A 24,543-nucleotide genomic window follows, 5' to 3' on the forward strand; every position below is an offset into this window, starting at 1 on the left:
AAATTGCCAGATTTGCAGGCCAAATCTCACACAAATGTGAATTCCGGAGCGATCTGCATGTTTAACGTTTATTCTCTTGGCTTTGTCTGTGTTGCTGCGACCGCGGTGGCAGGCGTTGACTACTACACCCAAAGCACCAAAGGCGGCTATGCCTTGGGTCAAATGCCGATAGATGCGTATTTTGCCTCTTATTCCGACCGAATGTCACAGGCAAGCGCAGACAAAGCTGCGGAAAAGGCTGAGAAAGAACGTCAGACTGCCTGGAAGCGCGGAGCCCAGGAATATCTACCTGAAGCACCAGAAGGCTGGACACGCCGGTCTTTGACCGAAGGCGATAATGCATCTGTCATGCCGTACAAACCTGCGTCTTCGAACAACAACGTTGGAGCGTCGCTTCTGGAAACGATGAATGCCCGTGAGCAACGTGCCGAGGATCGCAAACGCGCCGAACGCAGCTGGGTCTATGAAAACGGCTCCGAAGCCATCTATGTCGAAGTAAAGCTCTATGAGCGTCCCAGCAGCAACTCAATGATCGGTTTGGTCGCCGCCACAATTGAAGGGATCAATTTCAACTTTGGCGAGTCTGAAAAAGGCTATGCAGTGATCGGCGGTGTGGGATATGTCGAGCAGTTCGGGATGGATGGCAAACGTCCCCACCATTTCCGTGTGCTCAACGCGACGCTTGGCTTTGGGCACGAAGCGCAGATCATGGTACATGCTAATGCATCTACTGAGTCGACTCGCCAAATCCTTGCAAATATCGACTATGACGGTCTGAACGCGCTCTTGCCTCAGCCCATGGCGACCGTCGGCAATGACGTGGTGCTGGACGAAGACCTGAGCGAAGTCGCCGTGGCAAAACAAATGCACGACCTTCGCTCTGAATTTCTGCAACTGCGCGCCACCGAGGCGCAGTATCGCATGGCCAATATGGATGCTACGGCGATGATAGTGAACACCTACACCCAAGGCTATGGCGGTGACGGGTTGCTCGATATCACAGGCGGCAAGCAAATGAACCTCAACTCCTTGATTGATGTCGGGTATCACACCGCCATTGCGGCCTTGATGGAAGGCAAATCAGCGACTGAGATTTCTGCCGAAGTGGGCAAACTTGTCAACGTAGCCGTCGCCTTTGCGGATGCTGAATCAGCAGCGCAAGCACAAGCCAACAAAGAACAAGCGCCGGAAATGTCGCCTGAGCTAGCCCGTGAGTTGGGCGGGTATAGCGAAAGCAACAATTCCACGGAAACTTTGTCGTCCCAGATTGCCGCTGCAACAGCTGGAATTACAGGCGATCAGGCCGCGACAGGCGGGGCACGGTCCCCGGGTGCCGTGATGATGGAAATCGACCAAGCAGCCTCTGACGCAGAGGAAGGTATGGTGTATTCCAAGTCCGTAGACCCTGCCGAGTTGGACGCCTTCATGGAAAAGCGTGGCTCGTCAGCGGCAGAAATGCGCATGGGCTTTGCACTCGCGGCACGGGTTTTTGAGGGTCAGCACGGTCTGGCCGAAAACAGCTGCCGTTACGAAGGGGCGCGGTATCGTCTCGAATGCGATGCGACCAAGACAAATGAAGAGGTCAAAGGCATGGCCGCTCTCATTCAGCGCCTGACGGGGCAAAGCGAAGAGCCTGCGTTGAAACCGCAGGTGCAACAGCAAAGCGCGCCAAAGCCGTCACGTCTGAAGCTGTCCAATGGCTCAAACTCCGGCAGTGCTTGCGTCGGAAGCTTCTGCAACTAAGGGATTTCACATGAATTCGTGACACGGCGTGCCCGTCACAGGCGCGTCGCGTCGCTTTTGCGCATCCTTGCGTCGGGTAGACCCGCCTTGCGAACGCAGGCGTGGTAAATATCCTGCCAGCAAGTCTGCAGGGAGTCGCGCTTCATGAAAACCCAAGTCAAAGCCCTAGTCGTTGGTGGCGGTGCCGTTGGCACCTCGATTGCGTATCATCTGGCCAAAGCAGGCTGGGACGATGTGATGCTTTTGGAGCGCGACGAGTTGACATCGGGGTCAACTTGGCATGCCGCAGGGCTTTTGCCGCTTTTCAACATGTCCTATGCGACGACCCACATTCACAAATACTCCGTCGATTTCTACAAGACACTTGAGGAAGAAACCGGCTTGAATGCTGGTTTCGCGGTTGTGGGCAACCTGCGCATGGCGCAAACCCAAGAGCGCATGGACGAGTACATGCTTTATGCGTCCACGGCTGAGACCTGCGATGTGGATTACGAGTGGCTGACACCGGATCAGATCAAGGAACGCTGGCCGCTCATTCGCACCGATGACCTCAAAGGTGCGATTTATCACACCGAAGATGGCTACATTAATCCCGCCGATGTCACGCAGGCTATGGCCAAAGGCGCACGTCAGCGCGGCGTGATGATTGAACGCAAATGGCAAGCCGATGCCTTTCACTGGAATGGCACCCATTGGGAAGTCACCTGCACCAAGATGGTCGAGCAGGGCGGCAACCTTGTGCCCTCTGACGAGCAGGTGGTGATCACTGCCGAACATGTGGTGACTGCAAGCGGCAACCACGCACAACGCACCGCCAAGATGCTGGGCATCAAGATGCCGGCAATCCCGGTGGAGCATACATTTATCGTCATGGACAAAGACCCCGAGCTAGTCGAATGGCGCAAAACCAATCCCGAGCACCCCGTGGTGCGCGACGCGGACTCGCAGTCCTATGCACGCGAAGAGCGGGGGCTGGATCCTGGGCATCTACGAGGTGGGTGCGCCTGCGCGGTTTGAACATGGTGTCCCCGACAGTTTCCGCGCCGATCTCTTTCCGCTCGATCTTGATCGGATTGCAGAACAATACATGGCGATGACCGAGCGCGTGCCGTCTTGCGCGGACTCAGGGCTGAAGGATGATTTCAACGGCCCCATCTGCTACACGCCGGATGGCAATCCACTGGTCGGTCCGGCCCCAGGCCTGCGCAACATGTGGCTGGCCGAGGGGTTCAGCTTTGGCATCACCGCCGCAGGCGGCACCGGCTATTACCTGGCGCAGATGATGGTCGAAGGCGAAGCCGAGATCGACATGGCCTCGCTTGACCCCAAGCGTTACTCGCAAAACTGGATGACCACCGAGTTTGCGGCGCGCAAGAACGAAGAGTGCTACAACCACGTCTACATCTTGCACCACCCGGATGAAGAGCGTGAGGCCTGCCGTCCGTTGCGCACGGCCCCGGCCTATGATCGCCAGAAAGCACGCGGCGCACAGTTTGGCTGGGTCAACGGTTGGGAGCGTCCCAACTACTACGGGCCGTTGGATGCGCCAGCCAGCTTTGACCATGACAGCCGCTCATTCCGGCGTGGCGCATGGTGGCAATATGCAGTGGAAGAGGCGAAAGCCATCCGTGAAGGCGTGGGCCTGATCGACGCCACCGCCTTTACCAAGCACATTGTCAAAGGCCCCGGTGCGACAGCGTTCCTCGACTGGTTCACCTGTAACAAGCTGCCGCGCGTGGGGCGGATCAACCTGACCTACGCGCTCACCTCGCACGGCACAACGCGCACGGAATACACCATCGTGCGGCAGGCTGAGAACGAATTTTACTGCGTTTCCGCAGGCGCTTGGACGGAATATGACGCCGATTTCCTGCGCAAGGCCGCCGAAGATAAGATGGGCGAGTTCGGCTACATCGAAATTCAGGATGTGACAACGCAGTGGGGTGTCTTCGCCATCGCCGGTCCGAAGTCCCGAGATGTGTTGAACGAGGTGATCAAGGACGCCGATCCGGCCACGGCCCTTTCGAACAAGCGTTTCCCATGGCTTTCCGCCCGCCAGATCGAGCTTGGCATGTGCCCCGTGAATGCGATCCGCGTGGCCTATACAGGCGAGCTGGGCTGGGAGCTGCATCACCCCATCGAGATGCAGAACTACCTTTTCGATCTGCTCGAAGACGCGGGCAAAAAGCACGGCATGAAGCTGGTTGGCGCGCGAGCGCAAAACTGGCTGCGGCAGGAAAAATCCTATCGCGCATTTGGCACCGAACTGGGCCGCGATGCTACGCCGCTCGAGGCTGATCTGCCGCGCTTTGTTGACCTTGAAAAAGACTTCCACGGCAAGGCCAAGCTGGTGGAAACCGGTGTGCGCGTGAAGTGCTGTACGGTGCTGATTGACGGCCCGGACGATGCCGACCCTTGGGGCCGCGAAGCGCTTTACACCGACGACGGCACCCGCGTCGGTCGCCTGACCTCAGGCGGCTATTCCGTGCATTTCGGTAAGTCCATTGGCATGTGTTATGTGCCACCGGAACTGGCGGTGGAGGGCACAAAGCTGCGCGTCAAAATACAGGACAAGCTCTGGGATGCGGTTGTGACCTGTGACAGCCCGTATGACCCGAAGAACGAGGTCATCCGCAAAGACGGCTAAACGAAAAGCCCGCGTGCGGTGTGCGCGCGGGCTTCGTTTTTCCTGTCTCTAAGGCAGGTTACTTCATAAATTTCTCAAGAATGTCGTCCATAGGAGAGCCATCCCCATCGGCATCGAGCATTTGCAAGAGCGGCCCAAGACCACCGCCTTCGCTGTCCTTCGCGCCGCCCATGAGACTTCCAACGAGGCCCATGATGCCGCCGCCTGCGCCTTCAGAGCTTCCCATCAGGCCAGCGGACATGCCGTCAATCGAAGCATCCGGCATGTTTTTCTGCAGCCCGCCCTGGATCATCGCTGCCAATGCTGGCAGGAATTGCGCCACGGTGCCAGCGTCAATACCGCTTCGCTGGGCGGCCTCCTGCGCCAGTCCGTCGGCTTCGGTCTTGCCGCCGAGCAGGTTTTGCAGAAAGTCCATCCCCTGCGCCTGACCACCCGCACTTGCCGCGGATTGTGCATCCTCGAAAAGCCCCGCCTGGCTTTCGCCACGAAACGCCTCCAGCACCTGCGCTGCGCCGCCTTTCTGCGCGCGTTGCTTGGCGGCCGAACCAATCGCCGGTGCCAGCATCTGTGTCAGGCTTTGAGCCTTTTCATCATCCAGCCCGAATTGTTGCGCCAGTTGCATCAATCCCTGGCCGCCCTGAGCCTGCTCCAATAATTTCAAAAGTGACATTGCATCCCCTCAGTTAAAGAAATCTGAATACAAGGTCGGCGAAACACGCCCGTATTGTAAGGGGAATTCAGGATGCCTTGCCGCATAAGCGTTGGATTGCCTTAGCGCGCACGCGCTTTGAGCCATCGATTCCAAGTGGCGCGATTGCCGCCAAAAACATTGATATCCACATCCCCCTCAACACCCGGAACGCGGCCTGTGCCGGTGTATTGCCAGAAACTCCAACGCTGTCCGGGGTAAGTTTTGTCGAGCGTCTTGGCTGTGGACCGCAGCCAGAACTCTTCGTTGAGTCGGCCAATACCCGTGTCGCGATAAAACTCTATCGTGGTGTAGATGATCGGGCGCTGGCCGTAGTGGCGTTCGAGCATGTCCATGAACACCCTCGCCTGCCGCCTAACCTCGCGACCCGAGGGGCGTTTGGTGCAGGTGGGCGAAAATGGATTCCATTCCAGATCAAGCACCGGCGGAAGCGCACCCCGCCGCTTGGGTACATTGCGAATGAACCACCGCGCCTGTACTTCGGGCGGCGTGCAGAAATAGTAGAAATGATATGCCCCGCGCGGCACACCTGCGCGCCCGGCCTTGCGCCAGTTTTCGTTGAACCGTGGGTCCAAAAGGTCGCCGCCCTCGGTCGCTTTGATGAAGGCAAAGGATATGCCCGCCGCCTTCACGCGCCGCCAGTTGATGGCGTCCTGAAAGCGCGCAACATCAAGGCCATGGATGGCGTATCGTGATGGCGCGCGACCAGACCAGGATACAGGGTCGCTATCGCCGTATTTTAAGCCTTTGGGAGGGGTTGTATCAGCGCTCGCCTGGTCTGTGGAGAAAGCGACTAAGGAAATGAAAAATATAGATAAAAAACATATTTTTAAAAGCCATGCTCGGCAAGAATTCATCGCTGCTCCTTAGGCCTTTCGGTGACAAAGGCCAGATTGTTGGCCGGCATGTCTTCTATGGTATGAACCTGTAATCCGGCGGCTTTGACCCAAGCTACCACATCGGCGTCGTTCTTGTACCCAATCTCCGGGTCCTGCGCCTGCAAACTTGCGTGAAACCGCCGATCTCCTTCTGACGTCGCAGACCCGTCCCGTAGAAACGGACCATAGAAGATGAATCTGCCTCCAGGCACCAAGGCCTGAGCGGCCTCGGAGATCAGAATGCGCGCTTTCGGCGTCGAAATAAGATGCAGCAGGTTTACAAGAAGTATGAGCGCAGTCTGCCTGTGATCCGCGTGCCAACCGGGCAGGGTGGCATCAAGGTGAACCGATGGTTCAATGTTGCCCAGGTGAGTCTCCCGCGCCCAAAGGTTGATACTTGCCAGCCGGTCTTTGGCCACATCAGTGGGGTGCCAGATAAGCCCCGGCGTAACGCGCGCAAATTGCGCTACATGCTGGCCCGTGCCGCTGGCTATTTCCAACGCATGCCCGTCTTGCGGCGCGTGTTTTTGAAGCAAAGCCGCGATGGCATCGGCGTTGCGCTCGGCAGCAGGAGCATGCATGCGCCCCTCTTCATCAGCATGCGCCACAGAGATGCGCGGTGGAGGCGGGGAGTCTGGCATCAGAGACCTTCACGGTTGATTAAGAGCTTTGTGCCTATGCTAAAGCTTGTCGCAGCGTTGAAAAGTGGCGAAAACCCGGCTTTCGGCACAGGAATTCCCTACTTCGACCCCAAATGCGGCGCATTGACCTAGAATTCTCAACAATAGCTGAGGACGAATGGGAGTTTCACATGGGCTATGTCGCTTCGATCACTGCACGGACAAAAACCAACCGTCGGTATCTGACCGGGATTTGTGGCGAGGCCAATGTGCGCACGCCGCTTGGTGGACGTCGCATCGAGATGCTCAATCCGGGCGACATGGTTGTGACGCGCAACAACGGCTTACAGCCTGTGCGCATGATCTGGAGCTGGACCGTGACCGCAGACGAGATGCGCGCGCACCCTGAACTTGCCCCAATCCGTCTCAAGACTCGCGCGATTGGTCCGATGATGCCTGGGCGCGATCTGCGCATAGCCAGCGGTCACCGCGTTCTCATTCCCGGCTACCGCATTGCCGGATCAGAAGACAATCAAGGCTGCCTGATGCGTGTCGACGGAGTGGCGCATAACAGTGACAAGGCCTTTGCCGAGCGTACCGCAGAGGAAGTAACTTACTACAACGTGGTCTTTGATCAGCACGAAGTGATCACCGCCGAAGGGCTTCCGGTTGAATCTTTCCTACCATCTCCCAAGGCGCTTAACCTTCTGGATGTCTCGGCTCAGCAGGCGTTGAAAGAACTCTTCCCGGTTCTCAGCAGCCGACGTTGTGCCTATCCTGGCCTGTCGGTGCCCGTCGCCCGCGCGAGTGCGTATCTGGCGCAGACGGCGTAAGGCCTCAACGCGCTAGACTTGGCCGAATAGATGGCAGGCCAAGTCTAAATTCATATATTTACGCAGTTACAACGGCCGTTCAGATTTGCGGGCGGTCATAATGTAAGCCGTCGTCGGGAACAAGGCTTCTCCCGTATTTGCTTCATAGGGCGCGAGCCTTGCTTCGGCCTCTGAAAGTACCTTCTCGATTTTGTCTTCGCTCAAATTGATGCCAAACAGCGGTAGCCAACCGCGAAGTTCCGCTTCGACCATGGTTCTTGTGCTGGGAAACCGTGCCTCATTGGTTTTCGTCTCAAAGCGGATGTCGTGCAGCCCAGCCTGCGATACGAGGTCTGCGACCGCGTCTGGTTCTCCCAAACAAAAGGGCAACCTGACCGCGTGTCCTGCGGCGCTTGAGACTTGTTCATCCAGCAGAGCGGCAATATCGCCATAAATAGGGTTTTGATCGACGAAATGCCAAAGGGCCAGAGACAGGTAACCGCCTGGTTTCAAGGCGCGATGCATCTCTTCCAATGCCTTTACTTTGTCCTCAAAAAACATCAGCCCAAATTGAGAGAGCACGGCATCGAATGCGTTCGCATCCACCGGCAAATCTTCTGCGCGGCCCAACCTCCAGTCGATGCGGGATTCAAGCTCTTGCGCTGCGGCCAGCATGCCGGGTGCGGGATCGACAGCAACGACCTGTCCTTCTGGGCCTACATGGGCTAACGCATGCCTTGAAAGCACACCGGTCCCACATGCGACGTCCAAAACGTGTGCACCGGTTTGGATATCCACGCTATTCAGGATGTGACTGGGCCAAGCAGAAAAGAGCGCAGGAACAAACAAAGCTTCATACCCTCGGCCTGCCGCTAATTCTTCGGGTGTCACAGAAATTTTCATCAGTTTGGCTCTCCGGTGTCGAGTATCGTACCTGTTCGCCTGCCTCGAACGTAGCAGATTTTGTGTCCAACCTGAATGTCAGATCCTACGTCCGGAAAAGAGCAAAAAAAGCCCCACGCGACCCGTGGGACTTTCACAAGTGAAAAGCTGTATTTTGACCTATTGCGGAATTTCCGCCGTCAGCCCCTCAACGTAAAAATCCATGCCCAAAAGCGTGCCGTCGTCGGCCACCTCGCCTTCGGCCAGCCAGGGTGTGCCGTCTTGCTTATTCAGAGGCCCGGTAAACGGGTGGTATTCACCAGACGCGATTGCGTCTTTCATCGCCAGTGCCTCGGCCTTGATATCTTCCGGCACAGCGTCGGAAATCTCGCCAATCTCGACCATGCCGGGCGCAATGCCGTCCCAGGTCTCAGTGCTTTCCCAGCTTCCATCAATCACCGCTTGCGTGCGCGCGACATAGTACGGCGCCCAGTTGTCGATGATCGAACTCACCCGTGGCAACGGCGCGTATTCGGACATGTCAGAGGCTTGACCAAAGGAAATCACACCGGCTTTTTCCGCCGCCGCCTGAGGCGCGGTGGAATCTGTGTGCTGCAGGATCACGTCTGCGCCCTGATCAATCAGAGCCGTGGCCGCGTCCGCCTCTTTTGGCGGATCAAACCATGTGTAAACCCAGATCACCTTGAACTCGACATCCGGGTTCACCGCCTTGGCGTGAATATAAGCTGCGTTGATCCCGCGAATGACCTCGGGGATGGGGAAGGACGCGATGTAGCCGATGACGTTCGACTTGGTCATCTTACCAGCGATGTGCCCCTGAATGGCGCGGCCTTCGTAAAAACGCGCGGAATACACCGACACATTGTCGGCGGTCTTGAAACCAGTAGCGTGCTCAAATTTCACATCTGGAAATTTCGACGCCACGTTGATCGTGCTGTCCATATACCCAAACGACGTGGTGAAGATCAGATCCGCCCCTTGCAAGGCCATCTGCGTGATTGCCCGCTCAGCATCGGCACCCTCGGGCACGCTTTCCTGATAAACGGTCTCAACCTTGTCGCCAAAATGCTCTTCTACGGCGAGACGCCCCTGATCATGTTCATAGGTCCAGCCGCCATCACCGATCGGGCCGACATAGATAAAGCCAACCTTTGTCTTGTCTTCGGCGACGGCCGCGCCAGCCATCCCAAGCGCCACAACAGCACTGGTAAGTATACGGGTTAAGGACATGCAGATACTCCCTGTTTGAATTGGCCCCTAATCCGAGGCGTGAAAGGTGCGGCCCAGTGATCCGGGCGCGCGGGATTTGTCGGCTGACATGATGACCAGCACGAGGATCGTGATCAAGTAGGGCGACATGCTGAGATATTCCACTGGAATGGCAACACCTGCGGCTTGCAGATTGAGTTGCAGCACACTGATCCCGCCGAAAAGCCAGGCGCCGAGCAGTACGCGCCCCGCTTTCCAACTGGCAAAGACCACGAGGGCCAGGGCAATCCATCCCGACCCGGCAGTCATACCTTCGGTCCATTGGGGCACGCGCACAAGGCTCAGATACGCGCCGCCTAAGCCGGCACAGGCCCCGCCAAAGAGAATGGCGAGGATGCGGATACGGATGACCTTGTAGCCCAGGGCATGGGCCGCACCGTGGTTTTCGCCAACGGCGCGCAGGATCAGGCCCGCGCGGGTGCGGTTGAGCACAAACCAGACGGCTGCCACCAGCGCCAATGCAAGATAAACCATAAGGTCATGTGAAAAGAGGATTGGGCCCAGGACAGGTAGGTCCGACAGGATAGGTATATCAAGGCTGGCCGTGGCGGGTGGTTTGATCCCCTGATAACCTTGTCCCAGAAGCGCGCTGAGTCCGAGCCCGAAGAGCGTGAGCGCCAGACCTGAGGCCACCTGATTGGCCAGCGTAAACTGCGTGAGGATGGCGAAGAGAAAGGCCAGCGTAGCTCCGCCCATCGCCGCAGCGATAAAGCCCACAAAAGGCGAGCCGGTATTCACTGCAATGGCAAAGCCACAGATGGCACCGGTGATCATCATCCCTTCAACCCCGAGGTTGAGTACGCCTGCGCGCTCAACCACCAACTCGCCCAATGCGGCCAGCAGGATGGGTGTCGAGGCGACGATGAGGGATGCCAGAAGGAGCGTGGGATTGATTGAGGAGAGGTCCATTATGCCACCTCCGCCGTTTTCCAGCGCAGCCGGTAATTCGTCAGTACATCAACCGCTAAAAGGAAGAACAACAGCATCCCCTGAAACATCTGGATCGCCGCAGCGGGCAGGCCGAGATTGGATTCGGCGTTCTCACCCCCGATGATCGTCAGTGCAAGCAACAGCCCGGCCAGAAGAATTCCGACCGGGTGCAGACGGCCCAGAAACGCCACGATAATGGCGGTGAAGCCATAGCCCACGTTGAAGTCGATGTTGATTTGTCCCGCGGGCCCCGAGACTTCAAACATGCCTGCGAGACCGGCCAAGGCTCCGGACAGTCCCAAGCAGATCAGTGTCAGACGGGCAGGGTTCACACCGGCAAACCGCGCGGCCTTGGGCGCTTGGCCTGTGAGTTTGATCTGAAACCCCAGTAGATGCCGGGTGAAGAGCACATAGGCGAAGATGACCGCGATCAGGGCCGCGACCACGCCCCAATGTACCCCCGTGCCCGCAAAAATCTCGGCATTATGAGCAGAGGGATATTGCTGCAGGTTGCGCGAACCGGGAAAGCCGCGCCCGTCGGGGTTGCGCAAAAGCCCAAGCGCCATTTTGGCCAAGAGCTGTTCGGCCACGTAAACGAGCATGAGCGAGACGAGGATTTCATTGGTTCCAAACCGGGCCTTCAAAATCCCTGGGATCATGCCCCAGGCCCAACCGCCGAAAGCCCCGGCAATGACCATCAGTGGAAAAATATACGCCGCTTCAAGCGGATAATAGGCAAGGCCCACGCCAGCGCCCGCCAACGCACCCATGATGTATTGTCCCTCGGCCCCAATGTTCCAGATGCCTGCGCGGAACCCAAGGCTGAGACCTATGGCGATTAGGATCAGAGGCGCGGCTTTCACCAAGAGCTGAGGCCGGTAATAAAAGGCGAACTCGCCAAACACCGGATCCCAGAAGATGGTGCGAATGGCCTCAACAGGGTCCTTTCCCAGGACGGCAAAGAGGGCGCCACCAACGAGCATAGTGATGATCACAGCACCCACAGGCGCCAGATAGGACCAGATGCGCGACGGCTGGGGGCGCTTTTCAAGCCGGATCATACCGGATCTCCTATATGCAGGATTCGGGGCTCTGTCCCCGCCGCCCTTTGGGCGCCTCCCCCAGGATATTTTGAGCAAAAAGAAAGGGAAGGGGCGCGTTTAGCCATGTGCCACCTCCATCCCGTGTGCGCCGCCCATCATCAGGCCGATTTCCTCAACGGAGAGCGTGTTGGAGGCTTTGATATCAGACAAACGCCCTTCGTTGAGGGCTGCAAACCGGTCGGAGATTTCCAGAAGCTCATCAAGATCCTGGCTGATGCAAAGCACGGCCGCCCCATTGGTGGCCAGATCCAGCAGAGCCTGCCGGATGGCCGCGGCGGCCGCTGCATCGACGCCCCAGGTGGGTTGATTGACAACAAACACAGCCGGGCGCTGTACAACCTCGCGCCCGATGACAAATTTCTGAAGATTTCCCCCCGACAAAGCACGCGCCGCGACATCGGCACTTGGGGTGCGGACATCGAATTTCACGATGATGGACTCTGCAAAATTTTTCGCGGCCGACCAGTTGAGAACCCCCTGCCAATGCAGGTTTTGGCGCGCAAACCCTGTCAAAAGCGCGTTTTCGGTCAGGCTCATATCCGGGGCTGCGGCATGACCCAGCCTCTCTTCGGGGGCGGCCAGCAATCCTAGCCGGCGCCGTTCGGAGGGACCGAAATTGCCAATGGGTGTGCCTTGGAACACGATAGTGTCAGGAGCGCCTCGCGCCTCGCCGGAAAGCGCGGCCAGCAGCTCATCCTGACCATTGCCCGCCACGCCGCCGATGCCAAGTATTTCCCCCGAATAAAGGGCAAAGCTGATATTTCTCAGAGACATGCCAAAAGCAGACGAGGGCGGGCGTGAAAGGTTTCGCAATTCCAGTATCACGTCGCCGGCTCTGTGATCTGCGCGCGCCGGGGTGGCAAAGCTGTTGCCGACCATCATCTCAGCCATGTCGCGCGCCGATGACTCGGACGGAACACAAGTGCCGACCTTGCGTCCGTGCCGAAGGATCGTGGCCTGGTCACACAGGCGCTGAATTTCTTCCAGTTTGTGGGAGATATAAAGGATCGCGACACCTTCGGATGTGAGTTTGCGTAAGGTTTGAAACAGGATTTCGACCTCTTGCGGGGTGAGGACTGACGTCGGTTCATCCATGATCAGAAGCCGGGGGTCTTGCAGAAGGCAACGAATGATTTCGACGCGCTGTCGTTCCCCTGCAGAAAGGTCGCCAACCATGCGGCTTGGATCCAGCGGCAAGCCATAACCGTTTGAGACATCCCGAATGCGGGCTGAGAGCTGCCGCATCGGCGGTGGGGTCTCCATGCCAAGGGCCACGTTTTCAGCAACGCTAAGAGCTTCAAAGAGCGAGAAATGCTGAAACACCATGGCCACGCCTGCGGCCCGGGCGTCACTGGGTTCTTTGGGCGCAAAGTCCTGTCCAAGCAACAGCATGGTGCCTTGGTCTGGCGCAACCAGACCGTAAATCATTTTAACCAGCGTTGACTTGCCAGCCCCGTTTTCCCCCAAGAGCGCATGCACCTGGCCTGGATGGATGTCAAAGCTCACATCGTCATTGGCCACAACCCCGGGATAGGTTTTGGTCAGGCCGGAAAGTCTCAGCAAAGGCTCTGTCACGCGCCGTGTGTCCCCCCGGTTTCCGGCAACCCCGCGTCTGCTTAGCCCAAGGCGGGCAGGCGCTGCAATGGGCCGGGTCCAGGATGGGGCAGTTGTCCACAGAAAATGCCTCTGATTTGGGCACTCACCTCTGGCGAAGGGCAGGGTGGTCGCCTAGGATCGCCACCATGAGCAGAACCCCTCGATTCATCCATCTTCGTCTTCATACTGAATATTCGCTTCTTGAAGGGGCCGTGCGCCTCAAAAAGCTCGCGGATCTCTGCGTCACCCACGACATGCCGGCGGTTGCTGTGACCGACACCAACAATATGTTCGCGGCACTGGAGTTTTCCGTGGCTGCCAGCGGGGCCGGTGTGCAGCCGATCATGGGGTGTCAGTTCGATCTGCAATACCTCGCGCCTGAACCCGGTAAGCGCGCAGTGCCACCCGCCCCCGTCGTTCTGTTGGCGCAAAACGAACAGGGGTATGAGAACCTCATGAAGCTCAATTCGGCGCTTTACCTGCGCGCGGATGGGCAGTTGCCACACCTGACAATCGAAGACCTTGAGGCGCATGCTGAGGCGGTCATCTGTCTCAGCGGTGGTCCGGATGGCGCGGTGGGCAAGCTCTTGCAGCTTGGTCAGCACGCAGCGGCCGAGGCTTTGATGACACGGATCAAGGCAGCATTCGGAGACCGGCTCTATGTAGAGTTGCAGCGTCACCGCGGTGAGGCAGGCGTGCCAGAGGCCGAAGTGCTCACGGAACGCGGTTTTGTCGAGATGGCTTATGCCATGGATTTGCCTTTAGTGGCGACGAACGATGTCTATTTTCCCAAGGCAGACATGTACGAGGCGCATGACGCGATGATCTGCGTGGCCGAAGGGGCTTATGTGGATCAGTCCGAGCCGCGCCGAAGGCTGACGGCCGAGCACTACTTCAAAAGTCCGGCAGAGATGGCGACGCTATTCGCTGATTTGCCTGAGGCCATTGAAAATACGGTGGAAATTGCGCAACGCTGCGCATTCGGAGCTTACAAACGCGATCCAATCCTCCCAAAATTTGCAGATGATGAGATCGAAGAACTGCGCCGACAGGCAGAAGCGGGTCTCAAAGAGCGGCTGGCCGTTATTCCCCATGCGACCTCTGTCGAAGAGTACGAAAAGCGCCTCGACTTTGAGCTTGGCATTATCGAAGGCATGGGTTTTCCTGGCTATTTTCTGATCGTTGCCGATTTCATCAAATGGGCCAAGGAAAAGGATATTCCGGTTGGTCCCGGGCGCGGTTCGGGTGCAGGCAGTCTTGTGGCCTATGCGCTGACGATCACCGACCTTGATCCGCTGGCTTACTCGCTTCTTTTCGAGCGGTTCCTGAACCCAGAGAGGGTCAGTATGCCGGATTTCGATATCGACTTCTGCATGGATCGTCGCGAAGAGGTCATTCAGTACGTTCAGCAAAAATATGGCCGCGACAAGGTGGGGCAGATCATTACGTTCGGCGCGCTTTTGTCCAAGGCGGCGGTGCGCGACCTTGGCCGGGTGTTGCAGATGCCCTATGGACAGGTGGATCGACTCAGCAAAATGATCCCGGTTGAAGGTGTGAAACCTGTGAGCATCGAAAAGGCGCTCGCTCAGGAAGAGCGCTTGCGCGATGAGGCCAAGCGCGAAGAGGTGGTCGACCGTCTGCTGAAATACGGCATGCAGGTAGAAGGTCTGCTCAGAAACGCCTCGACCCATGCAGCGGGTGTAGTGATTGGTGATCGGCCTTTGGATGCTTTGGTGCCGCTCTACCAGGACCCACGTTCTGACATGCCGGCCACGCAGTTCAACATGAAGTGGGTGGAACAGGCCGGGCTGGTCAAATTCGACTTTCTCGGCCTGAAAACCCTGACCGTTATTCAGAACGCAATGGCGCAGATCCACGCTTCAGGTCGGGATTTGCATGTCGCCGCTGATGGCACGCAGCTTTATGAACCTGCCGAAGGCGCGGTCAATCAGATCAACGCCATTCCGCTGGATGATACCAAAACCTATGAGCTTTATGCCGCCGCCAAAACCGTCGCTGTGTTCCAGGTGGAAAGCTCCGGCATGATGGATGCGCTCAAGCGCATGAAACCCGATTGCATCGAGGACATCATCGCACTTGTAGCGCTCTACCGCCCTGGCCCGATGGAGAACATTCCGAAGTTTTGCGAGGTGAAAAACCAGCTTTCAGAGCGCGAAACGCTGCACCCTTCGATTGATCACATTCTGGATGAGACCCAGGGTATCATCGTCTACCAAGAACAGGTTATGCAAATCGCCCAGGAGATGGCGGGTTACAGCCTTGGCGGTGCGGACCTTCTGCGCCGCGCGATGGGCAAAAAGATCCAAGAGGCGATGGATGCCGAGCGGCCGAAATTCATTGCTGGCGCCAAGGAAAACGGTGTCGATGACGCCAAGGCGCTAGAGGTATGGAACCTCTTGGATAAATTCGCCAATTACGGATTCAACAAATCCCATGCGGCGGCCTATGCTGTCGTCAGTTATCAGACGGCGTGGCTCAAAGCGAACCATTCGGTGGAGTTCATGGCCGGAGTGATGAATTGCGACATTCATCTCACTGATAAGCTGGCTGTCTATTTTGAAGAAGTGCGCAAACAACTTGATCTGCCCTGGGCGCCGCCTTGCGTGAACCGCTCAGAGGCGACGTTTTCCGTCAAAGACGGTGTTCTGCACTATGGGCTCGGCGCACTCAAGAACGTGGGTGCCGAGGCGATGCGCCTGATCACCGAAGTGCGGGGTGACAAACCCTTTGTTACGCTCTTTGATTTTGCGCGGCGGGTTGATTTGAAATCCATTGGCAAGCGGCCGCTGGAAATGCTGGCCCGCGCGGGCGGTTTTGATGAACTGGATCGCAACCGCCGCCGTGTGTTTGACAGCCTTGAGGCGTTGATGCGGTATTCCGCAGCCATATTCGAACAACGCGCCTCCAATCAGGTTTCACTCTTTGGCGAAGCGGGCGATGACCTGCCCGAACCGCGTCTCAGCCCGGTAGAAGACTGGCTTCCGGCGGAGCGATTGACCGAAGAATTCACCGCTGTGGGCTTTTACCTCTCTGGTCATCCGCTAGACGACTACATGGCCGCGCTGCGCCGCAAGGATGTCAAAACGCTGGATGAGGTCACGGAATTGGCCGCGCAAAAGGGCGCGCTTGTGGCTAAAATGGCCGGGGTCGTTGCAGGGCGTCAGGAACGCAAATCCGCACGCGGCAACCGCTTTGCCTTTGTTCAGCTCAGCGATGTGACTGGCGGATACGAAGTCACAATGTTTTCCGATACGCTGGAAAGCGCAAGAGACGATCTGGAAACCGGTGCGCAGATTGTCTTGGGCGTTGAGGCCACCATGGAGGCCGATCAACTCAAGCTTCTGGCTCGAAGTGTGCAGCCCGCTGATGCCGTTGTGGCCGATGCAGGTGCCTCGGGTCTGCGGATATTTGTGGAAAGCGAAGCTGCGATCCCATCGGTCGCAAGTGTCCTGACCTCTGCCGAAGATCTCAAACAGCGGACAGGAAGAGGGCCCATCTATTTTTGCCTGATGCATCAGGGACTTCCAGGAGAAGTCGAGATTGCCGCGGGGCGCGAATTCCCTGTAACACCCAAGATCAAAGGCGCAATCAAAAGTCTTTCAGGTGTTGTGACAGTCGAGGATATCTAACTTTGGATGCTGTTGCTCCGGACAATTCTTCCCGTGTGATCGAAGGAGAAGTCTATGCTTCGCATCAGCTCGGTGGTGCATCTGTTTCTCTTTGTTGCGATTTGTATCTGCCATCAGTCCCATCACCCCCTCTTTTCGTGTGGTTTCACGGTGGTGCGTTTGTGACAGGTAACTTTCGCCAGCGCGTTTGCCGAAGGATGGGGAGAGTATTGACCAAGCACGGCATCGCGGTAGCAAGTGTGCAGTATCGGCTGAAAGCAGAGTTTGACGATCTGTCTGAGGCCGTCCAAATGCAGTATGATGCGCTTCAAGCCAAACGCCGCAATCACCTCAGGCTTTTGCTGTCGCATGACCGGGCGCTGGCGGCGATGGAAGATGGTTTGGCCTTCGTGAGATGGGCAAATGACAATGCAGATCGGTTCGGGTGGTCCGATACAAGAATTTTGGCGGGTACGTCAGCAGGTGGAATAAACGCGTTCAACATGGTTTTCACTGCACCTGCTCTGGGCATTGAGTGTTCTAAACCAGCCGGAGTTTTTTCAGCATCTGGGGGCTACGCCTATCCTTCATTGGTTTCTCCCGAGTTGTCTGGCCCGATACTGGCCATCCACAATCCCGAAGACAAACGTGTACCGATCAAATCAGTCAGGCGCATGAAGCGGGTGATGGGTAAGCAGGTACGGCTGATCGAATCCGATACAATGATCCACAGCCACATCACACCTTTCCCGGATGAACGCCGGTTCGCGACTTTTAAACGAATTGCAGATTTCGTGCATTCGGCGCGCGACAACAGTAAATAACGCTCTGACATCACTTCAGAATTGTGTTGCGATCATCACCAATGCGGCGGGGGTTTATCTCCTGCAAGAACCTGGCCTGTGTTCATGGCTTCACGCTCTGCTTCGGCTTCCATCAAAAGCTGAACGCGACGGTTGAGCATCGCGATCGTGGCTTCCTGACGTGCGATCACGTCCGACAGCTCATCAACGGTGCGCTGCAAATGCGCAATGTTCTCTTCCAGCCGTTCCATATCGCAATTATCGGCAAAGCGTTAACGCGGTCAATGTGGCGCACCAATTCGTGATGCTTGGGCGCGAATACGCCATCGCTTGCCCACAGGCGGCCCTTCGGCTAGACCGCCTCGCAGATGCCCAAGCCAAGGACGTTGGACATGGCCAAGATGAAAAAAGCCCCAAGACCCAAGGCGGAAACGCCCAAAGGGTTCCGTGATTATTTCGGTGTCGAAGTCACCGAACGTGCTGATATGCTGCACAAAATTGCCGGGGTGTATCATCAATATGGCTTTGACGCGCTTGAGACGAGCGCAGTTGAGACGGTCGAGGCGCTGGGGAAGTTTCTGCCCGATGTGGATCGCCCGAATGAGGGTGTGTTTGCCTGGCAAGAGGCGGACGAAGACGGCGCGGGCGACTGGATGGCGCTGCGCTATGATCTGACGGCGCCCTTGGCGCGGGTCTATGCGCAGCACCGCAATGATCTACCCACACCGTATCGGCGGTATGCGATGGGACCAGTCTGGCGCAATGAAAAGCCTGGGCCGGGGAGGTTTCGTCAGTTTTATCAATGTGATGCGGACACTGTGGGCACGGCAAGCATGGCCGCGGATGCCGAGATCTGTGCGATGCTGGCGGACACGCTGGAGGCGGTCGGGATTCCGCGCGGCGATTATGTGGTGCGGGTGAACAACCGGAAGGTTCTGAATGGCGTGCTCGAAGTCATGGGCCTTGAAGAAGGCGAAACACGCGATGCGGTGCTGCGTACCATCGACAAGTTTGACAAGGTGGGCGAGGCCGGCGTGCGGGAGCTTTTGGGCAAGGGACGATTGGATGCGTCGGGTGCATATATTGAAGGAGTCGGATTGAGCGATGATCAGGCTGGCCCCGTTTTGGGTTTCCTGACCTCGAAATCAGACGAAGCGTCAGAGACCATTTCGAACGTGCGCCAAGCGGTTGGTGGCAGTCAAATGGGACTTGAAGGTGTGCAAGAACTTGAAACCATTGCCAATCTTCTTGTCGCTCAAGGCTACGAACCTGACCGCATCGTCATCGACCCTTCCGTTGTCCGTGGTCTCGGCTACTACACCGGCCCGGTTTACGAGGCCGAGCTCACCTTCGAAATTCACGATGAAAAGGGCCGCAAGCGTCAATTCGGTTCGGTCGCGGGCGGCGGGCGCTATGATGATCTGGTCAAACGCTTCACCGGTCAGGCTGTGCCAGCCACGGGTGTCTCCATCGGTGTGGACCGACTCTTGGCGGCTTTGCGCGAAAAGGGTCGGATTGGCGGTAGGGTCGAGGGCCCTGTGGTTGTGACGGTCATGGATCGCGACCGGATGTCGGATTATCAGGCGATGGTCGCCGAGCTGCGCCAGGCAGGCATCCGCGCCGAAGTTTATCTCGGGAACCCCAAAAACTTCGGCAATCAGCTCAAATACGCTGACCGGCGTGGCAGCCCGGTTGCAGTGATCGAGGGCGGTGACGAAAAGGAAAAAGGCATCGTGCAGATCAAGGACCTGGTCCTCGGCGCGAAGATTGCCGAAAGCGCCACGCTAGAAGAATGGAAGGAACGGCCCAGCCAGTTTGAAGTGCCACGCGACCAACTGGTTGCCAAGGTGAAAGAAATCCTCGACGGGCAGGGGAAATGACCAACCTTGCCGCGATCAAAGCCGAGGCGTTGCGCCTGCGTGGGATCTTTGAGGCCGCCGGGGCCACCCCTGTGGGCCCACCAGTTTTGCAGCCTGCGGACACATTGCTTGATCTTTATGGCGAAGACATCCGTGCGCGTGCCTATGTGACGTCAGATGCGCTTCGTGGCGAACAAATGCTGCGCCCGGATTTCACCGTGCCCGTGGTGCAGATGCACATGGAGCACGGTGCCGAACCGGCCTGTTACACCTACGCAGGAGAGGTGTTTCGCCGCCAGGAGGATGACCCGGATCGGGCCAGCGAGTACCATCAGGTCGGATTTGAGCTGTTTGACCGCGAGGCCCCTGAGGCCGCTGATGCTCGTGTATTTTCAGAGATTTACAATATTCTGAAGCCACTGAAGCTGCGGGCGTCAACGGGGGATATCGGCATTCTCACCGCAGCGGTGTCCGGCTTGCAAACCACAGACCGTCGCAAGGCGGCCTTGATGCGCCATATCTGGCGGCCCCGCCGGTTCCGTGCGCTTGTGGACCGGTACTCCGGTCGCGCATCTGTGCCGGAAAGCCGCGCCAGCCTCTTGGCTATGGACAACCCGATGGAGCAAGCCGCCCCTCTGATCGGTCTGCGCAGCCATGCTGAGATCGAGGCGCGCATTGCCGCTCTGCGCGAAGATGCAGCAGCCCCAAATTTGTCTGAAAACGATGTCGCCCTGTTGGATGCCATTCTGTCTGTGCGCGAAACATCTGTTAACGCGCTGGAACATCTCCGCGATATCGCGGTTGATCTGCCCTCCATCAGCCCCGCTGTTGCGCGGCTTGCCAAACGGCTTGACGCGCTCAACGCTGCTGGCATCGACGTGACAGTGCTTGATTTCGAAGCCAGCTATGGCCGCACGCAGATGGAATACTATGACGGGTTTGTTTTTGGTTTCTATGCGCCGGACCGTCCGGATTTGCCGCCAGTCGCTAGTGGTGGGCGCTACGACGCGTTGACCCGGCAATTGGGGCAGGGGCGCGAAATTCCCGCAGTCGGCGGTGTCATACGGCCCGGTCTGGTGGTTGAACTCGGAGGCGCGGCATGAGCATCAAGATCGGTGTGCCCTCCAAAGGGCGATTGATGGAAAAGACCTTTGACTGGTTTGCCAAGCGCGGCATCACGTTGGGCCGGGCTGGATCTGATCGTGAATACTCAGGCTTTGTAGAAGGTATCGACGGTGTTGAGCTGGTCCTGCTGTCCGCTGGAGAAATCCCCCGGGAATTGCGCGCCGGGCGCATTCATCTGGGCGTGACCGGCACCGATCTTGTGCGCGAAAAACTGGGGCAATGGGATCAGGTGGTTGAGGAATTGGAGCCTTTGGGCTTTGGTCAGGCTGACCTCGTGCTGGCTGTCCCGCAGGCTTGGGTCGATGTGAATACGCTGGATGATCTGGACGCAGCGGCGGCGGCCTTTCGGTCTGTGCACGGGTTTCGGCTTCGCATCGCCACCAAGTACCATCGCTTGTGCCGTGAGTTTCTGCGCGAGAATGGCGTGGCCGATTATCAGTTGGTCGACAGCCAGGGCGCCACGGAAGGTACGGTCAAAAACGAGACCGCCGAGGCGATCGCCGACATTACATCTACAGGTGACACAATGCGCGCCAATCATTTGAAAACACTGGAAGACGGCTTGATCTTGCGCAGTCAGGCCACGCTCTATCGCGCGCGCCGTGCAGATATCTGTGATCTGGATCGCAAAACGCTCGGTGAGCTGATCGAGAGCTTGGGTGTTTCTTGAGGGGATAACCGCGTTTGTGGTTTGATATCTGCAAGCTGTAAGAGTTTTTCTGTGGATAACCTAAATTGCAAGTTCTCAGATGTGAAAACCAAAAGCCAAGTTGCCTTTGTTTCTTCCCAGAACCGTATCAAAGCGTTAACCTTTATGAATATCAAAGGGATAGAACGCGATGATCATCCGCTCCATCAAGGCGACGCCGGTTAACATTCCTTTTGTCGCCCCGTATCGGTTCAGCTATGGCGCGATTGCTTCTTTGACCAAAACGGTGATCGAGCTTGAGACAGAAGATGGGGTTGTGGGTCTTGGCGAATGTGCCGACGGGGATCGGGCTGCCGATGTCGAAGTAATGGGTGTGCGCCTTGTCGGACGTGACATTCGGCTTGTGACCGAGGCCGTACGTCTTTGTGTACCCAGTATGGCCTATTCTCCCTGGGACAATGTGCTGGCCAAACGGCGTGTGTTCGGTGGCATCGAAATGGCCATGTGGGATGCGCGTGGCAAAACCGAAGGCCTTCCCCTGTGGCATCTTCTTGGTGGCAAGGTCCGCGATGAGATTGCGCTGACCGAATATTTCGCCTTTCGCGATCCCGGCCCGGCGCATCCCGGTGAGGCCACACCGGTTGAGATCGCAAAATTCTGTGCCGAGATGATCGACAAACACGATGCTCAGATTTTTGAAGGCAAGCTGGCGACATTCGACCTGACAACCGAAGTGGACATGGTCCGCGAGGTGCGCGCGGCGATTGGCGACCGCGAATTGCGGCTTGATGCCAATGGCGGGTGGGTCTTGCCCACCGCAAAGCGTGCGATCAAGGCGCTTGGGCCGTATGACGTGGCGTGGTACGAAGAACCCGTTGAAAACTATGAGGAAATGGCCGCTTTGCGGTCCGTTACAGAAGCGGGGCTGTCAAGCCACCGGATCGATCTTCGCCGCGCGGTGGAGCTTGGCGCGCCGGACGCAATCGTGACCAATATCAATGAATTGGGTGGCATGTCCGGGGCTGTGGATTTCATCCGATCCTGCGTGCGATTTGATATCGGGTTTCGATTTCACAGTGGCGAAACAGGTGTTGCAAGCGCCGCTTACCTGCATCTCAGTGCCGCACTGGAGCCTGTGCGAGAGGCCAGCCAGACCTTGCTGCGCTGGTACGCGGATGACGTGATCGAAGGCGGCCCGATGCAGCCGCGTTCCGGCACATTGCCAGTGCCCACCGGGCCGGGTTTGGGCGTTGCGATTGATCCCAAAGCGCTGGCGCGCTGCCATCAGCGGTATTGCGACGAAGGCGCGTTTCCTGCGGGGCAAACCGGCGGCGGATATGGGGGACATTTTCGCAAGAGTTAGATCCGTCGAATTGGGTATTTTTGACAAGAAAGAAGCCCGTGTGACGATCTGCATCTTGGCGTAGAAATCTGAAAGACTTAAGTTTTCGCCGAAAGGATCAATGTCATGCGACCCCAGCCACATCCCGCCTATTCTTATCGCGATGATCCTGAGGTTCCGACATTTGACGAGACGCGCATACATGTCGTGATGGATGCAGAATGCGCGTTGTGTTCACGCGCTGCCCGGCGGATCGCGCGGCTTGACCGAGAGGACGCCGTTCGCATTGCCCCTGCGCAAGGGGCGCTGGGTCAGGCGCTTTTGCGGCACTATGGTATGCGTCCTGACGACCCGGAAACCTGGCTCTTGGTAGAAGAGGGACACGCCTATGGTTCGCTGGATGCCATGTTGCGCTTGTTCCCCAGGTTTAGCGCGATTTACGCGCCTTTGCGCATCTTGTCGGCTCTGCCTTTTGGCTTGCAGGATTGGATCTACGCCCGCATCGCGCGCAACCGGTATCGCCTCTTTGGTCGCGCGGATTTATGTGCTTTGCCGGATGCGGCGGTGCAATCAAGGCTGGTGCGGTGACAAGCGTCTACGCGCAGATTTTGGGCGCTGAAGGGCTGGTGGCGTTGGCACCGGAATGCCGAGTTTTGCATGAAAGCATGGGCCGGTTCGAGGGTGAGATTACGGTTGAGATGACGCGTAACCCGTTCTTGCGATTGGCCTTGAGATGCGCGGGTTTTCCAAAGGCGTTCGAACAGGCGCCCCTGAGTTTTACCAAGGAAAAACAAGGGCAAAGAGAGGTTTGGATCCGCCAAATTGGAGATCAGGTGATGCGCACTGTTCAATGGGTGGAAGACGGGGACATGTTAGCGGAACGCCTGGGCGCGATGACAGCGATCAGCCGCCTATCGCCTGCTTCAGGTGGTCTTGACCTGACAGAGTGGCAGTTTCGATTTGCAGGTCTTGCTGTGCCGCGTTGGGCTGCGCCGAATGTCATGGCCAGCGAACGACCAGATCAGGGGCTGTATCGCTTCGAGATCGCCATTTGCCTGCCTTGGAGTGACAAGCCCATCGTGCGCTATCATGGTTGGTTGGCCACAAGTTAGGTCGTGTCCAACCGGCGTACGAGTTCGGGCAAATCCGCCACTGTGTCGATGACATGATCTGCGCCTGCATCTACAAGGATTTTTGTGGCATGCGCGCGTAGTGTGGCGATTTCAGTCTCGGACAAAGCCACCAATTCCTGAGGCGTTTTTCCGACCGCGTTCCCGGACAGCGCTACGCCAACAGTCACGCATCCTGCCGAAACGCCTTCGGCAATGCCCGGTGCGGTATCATCTACTTTGAGGATTGAATCGGGCGGATAAGCCGCCAGATCAATCATGCATTGATACATCCCTAACGGTCCGGGTCGCCCTTCGGGCAGATCATCGGAACACACCAGATTGTCCGGCACGTACCCCTGTGCCGCTGCGACAGGCAGCACGTTTTCCATGATTGAGCGGGTATATCCGGTGGTCGAGCCAATCTTGAGACCCATCTTGCGCAATGCCGCTATGGCTTCGGCACAGCCGGGCACCAGATCCGCATACTCCGCCGCAACCTTTTCATTCATCGGAACGAAAACCTTGTAGACCTCATCGACATCGGCATCTGTCGGGGCACGCCCATGCGCATCCTGCCATTGCCGCGCGATGGAGGGCATGTCCATCATCACTCGGATGTGGTCCCATTTGGCCACGCCCATCGGCGCGCGGGCTTCATCGATTGTGACCGTGAGACCGAACTCTGCAAAGGCTTTGACAAACACGCCCATCGGGGCGAACGACCCAAAATCAACGGTTGTACCGGCCCAGTCAAAGACGACAGCAGTAAAACGGGACATGAGCAACGGTTCCTTTCTTTCAGCTCGAACGCACT

At 57.5% G+C, this 24,543-nt stretch carries 20 protein-coding genes and 1 pseudogene; 11 read left to right on the forward strand and 10 right to left on the reverse strand.

Translation table 11 applies throughout. The features are described from left to right. The first annotated feature begins 57 nt into the window (after positions 1-57). Both RZ517_RS05890 and RZ517_RS05895 read left to right on the forward strand, forming a co-directional pair. Positions 58-1,743 carry a hypothetical protein gene (locus tag RZ517_RS05890; protein ID WP_338550536.1) on the forward strand — a complete coding sequence of 562 codons (1,686 nt, stop codon included), beginning with the start codon at positions 58-60 and terminating at the stop codon, positions 1,741-1,743. Between the two features lie 144 nt (positions 1,744-1,887). Further along, positions 1,888-4,390: pseudogene (locus RZ517_RS05895) on the forward strand (GcvT family protein). Positions 4,391-4,448: 58 nt separating this feature from the next. On the opposite strand, the gene RZ517_RS05900 reads toward RZ517_RS05895, so the two are convergent. The 3 genes from RZ517_RS05900 to RZ517_RS05910 form a co-directional block, all read right to left on the reverse strand. Then, entirely contained in the window at positions 4,449-5,060 is a 612-nt protein-coding gene (locus RZ517_RS05900) for a DUF937 domain-containing protein (protein ID WP_338550537.1), read from the reverse strand. Between the two features lie 101 nt (positions 5,061-5,161). Further along, positions 5,162-5,956, reverse strand: a complete 795-nt coding sequence (locus tag RZ517_RS05905; RefSeq protein WP_338550538.1) for a GH25 family lysozyme — start codon at positions 5,954-5,956, stop codon at positions 5,162-5,164. Beyond that, entirely contained in the window at positions 5,953-6,618 is a 666-nt protein-coding gene (locus tag RZ517_RS05910; RefSeq protein ID WP_338550539.1) for a DUF938 domain-containing protein, read from the reverse strand. Before RZ517_RS05910 ends, RZ517_RS05905 begins: the two co-directional genes overlap by 4 nt. Before the next feature lie 170 nt (positions 6,619-6,788). Between RZ517_RS05910 and RZ517_RS05915 the strand changes: the two genes are divergently transcribed. Next, entirely contained in the window at positions 6,789-7,430 is a 642-nt protein-coding gene (locus tag RZ517_RS05915; RefSeq protein ID WP_338550540.1) for a Hint domain-containing protein, read from the forward strand. A gap of 66 nt (positions 7,431-7,496) precedes the next feature. On the opposite strand, the gene RZ517_RS05920 is transcribed toward RZ517_RS05915, so the two are convergent. The 5 genes from RZ517_RS05920 to RZ517_RS05940 form a co-directional block, all read right to left on the reverse strand. Beyond that, positions 7,497-8,312 carry a class I SAM-dependent methyltransferase gene (locus tag RZ517_RS05920; RefSeq protein WP_338550541.1) on the reverse strand — a complete coding sequence of 272 codons (816 nt, stop codon included), beginning with the start codon at positions 8,310-8,312 and terminating at the stop codon, positions 7,497-7,499. A gap of 159 nt (positions 8,313-8,471) precedes the next feature. Further along, complete coding sequence (locus RZ517_RS05925) at positions 8,472-9,542, reverse strand: BMP family ABC transporter substrate-binding protein (RefSeq protein ID WP_338550542.1); 1,071 nt, start codon at positions 9,540-9,542, stop codon at positions 8,472-8,474. 27 nt (positions 9,543-9,569) lie between these two features. Beyond that, entirely contained in the window at positions 9,570-10,490 is a 921-nt protein-coding gene (locus RZ517_RS05930) for an ABC transporter permease (protein ID WP_338550543.1), read from the reverse strand. Further along, on the reverse strand, positions 10,490-11,572 hold the full coding sequence (locus tag RZ517_RS05935; protein WP_338550545.1) for an ABC transporter permease: 1,083 nt from the start codon (positions 11,570-11,572) through the stop codon (positions 10,490-10,492). The genes RZ517_RS05930 and RZ517_RS05935 overlap by 1 nt, the downstream gene beginning before the upstream one ends. A 99-nt stretch (positions 11,573-11,671) precedes the next feature. Further along, positions 11,672-13,189, reverse strand: coding sequence for an ABC transporter ATP-binding protein (locus RZ517_RS05940; RefSeq protein ID WP_338550547.1), 1,518 nt, complete (start codon positions 13,187-13,189; stop codon positions 11,672-11,674). 167 nt (positions 13,190-13,356) lie between these two features. On the opposite strand from RZ517_RS05940, the gene dnaE reads away from it, so the two are divergent. Both dnaE and RZ517_RS05950 read left to right on the forward strand, forming a co-directional pair. Then, a complete protein-coding gene (dnaE, locus tag RZ517_RS05945; protein ID WP_338550548.1) occupies positions 13,357-16,860 on the forward strand; it encodes a DNA polymerase III subunit alpha in 3,504 nt (1,167 codons plus the stop codon). Positions 16,861-16,862: 2 nt separating this feature from the next. After that, positions 16,863-17,663, forward strand: a complete 801-nt coding sequence (locus RZ517_RS05950; protein WP_338550549.1) for an alpha/beta hydrolase — start codon at positions 16,863-16,865, stop codon at positions 17,661-17,663. Positions 17,664-17,698: 35 nt separating this feature from the next. Here RZ517_RS05950 and RZ517_RS05955 read toward each other — a convergent pair whose 3' ends face one another. Then, positions 17,699-17,893, reverse strand: a complete 195-nt coding sequence (locus tag RZ517_RS05955; protein WP_338550550.1) for a SlyX family protein — start codon at positions 17,891-17,893, stop codon at positions 17,699-17,701. A 141-nt stretch (positions 17,894-18,034) separates the two neighbouring features. Between RZ517_RS05955 and hisS the strand changes: the two genes are divergently transcribed. The 6 genes from hisS (at position 18,035) to RZ517_RS05985 (ending at position 23,729) form a co-directional block, all read left to right on the forward strand. Then, positions 18,035-19,522 carry a histidine--tRNA ligase gene (hisS, locus tag RZ517_RS05960; protein WP_338550551.1) on the forward strand — a complete coding sequence of 496 codons (1,488 nt, stop codon included), beginning with the start codon at positions 18,035-18,037 and terminating at the stop codon, positions 19,520-19,522. Continuing rightward, positions 19,519-20,604: an ATP phosphoribosyltransferase regulatory subunit gene (locus RZ517_RS05965; RefSeq protein WP_338550552.1), complete on the forward strand. Its 1,086-nt coding sequence runs from the start codon at positions 19,519-19,521 to the stop codon at positions 20,602-20,604. Before hisS ends, RZ517_RS05965 begins: the two co-directional genes overlap by 4 nt. Further along, positions 20,601-21,296, forward strand: coding sequence for an ATP phosphoribosyltransferase (gene hisG / locus RZ517_RS05970; RefSeq protein ID WP_338550553.1), 696 nt, complete (start codon positions 20,601-20,603; stop codon positions 21,294-21,296). Before RZ517_RS05965 ends, hisG begins: the two co-directional genes overlap by 4 nt. A 169-nt stretch (positions 21,297-21,465) precedes the next feature. Continuing rightward, positions 21,466-22,638, forward strand: a complete 1,173-nt coding sequence (locus tag RZ517_RS05975; protein ID WP_338550554.1) for a mandelate racemase/muconate lactonizing enzyme family protein — start codon at positions 21,466-21,468, stop codon at positions 22,636-22,638. A 105-nt stretch (positions 22,639-22,743) separates the two neighbouring features. Next, entirely contained in the window at positions 22,744-23,205 is a 462-nt protein-coding gene (locus RZ517_RS05980) for a thiol-disulfide oxidoreductase DCC family protein (protein ID WP_338550555.1), read from the forward strand. After that, the gene (locus RZ517_RS05985) at positions 23,202-23,729 is read left to right on the forward strand and encodes a DUF4166 domain-containing protein (protein WP_338550556.1); all 528 of its coding nucleotides are present in this window, start codon (positions 23,202-23,204) and stop codon (positions 23,727-23,729) included. The genes RZ517_RS05980 and RZ517_RS05985 overlap by 4 nt, the downstream gene beginning before the upstream one ends. Here RZ517_RS05985 and phnX read toward each other — a convergent pair. After that, on the reverse strand, positions 23,726-24,508 hold the full coding sequence (gene phnX / locus RZ517_RS05990) for a phosphonoacetaldehyde hydrolase (protein ID WP_338550557.1): 783 nt from the start codon (positions 24,506-24,508) through the stop codon (positions 23,726-23,728). The genes RZ517_RS05985 and phnX overlap by 4 nt on opposite strands. Positions 24,509-24,543: the final 35 nt, after the last annotated feature.

Source organism: Roseovarius sp. S88, assembly GCF_037023735.1.
Taxonomy (GTDB): Bacteria; Pseudomonadota; Alphaproteobacteria; order Rhodobacterales; family Rhodobacteraceae; genus Roseovarius; species Roseovarius phycicola.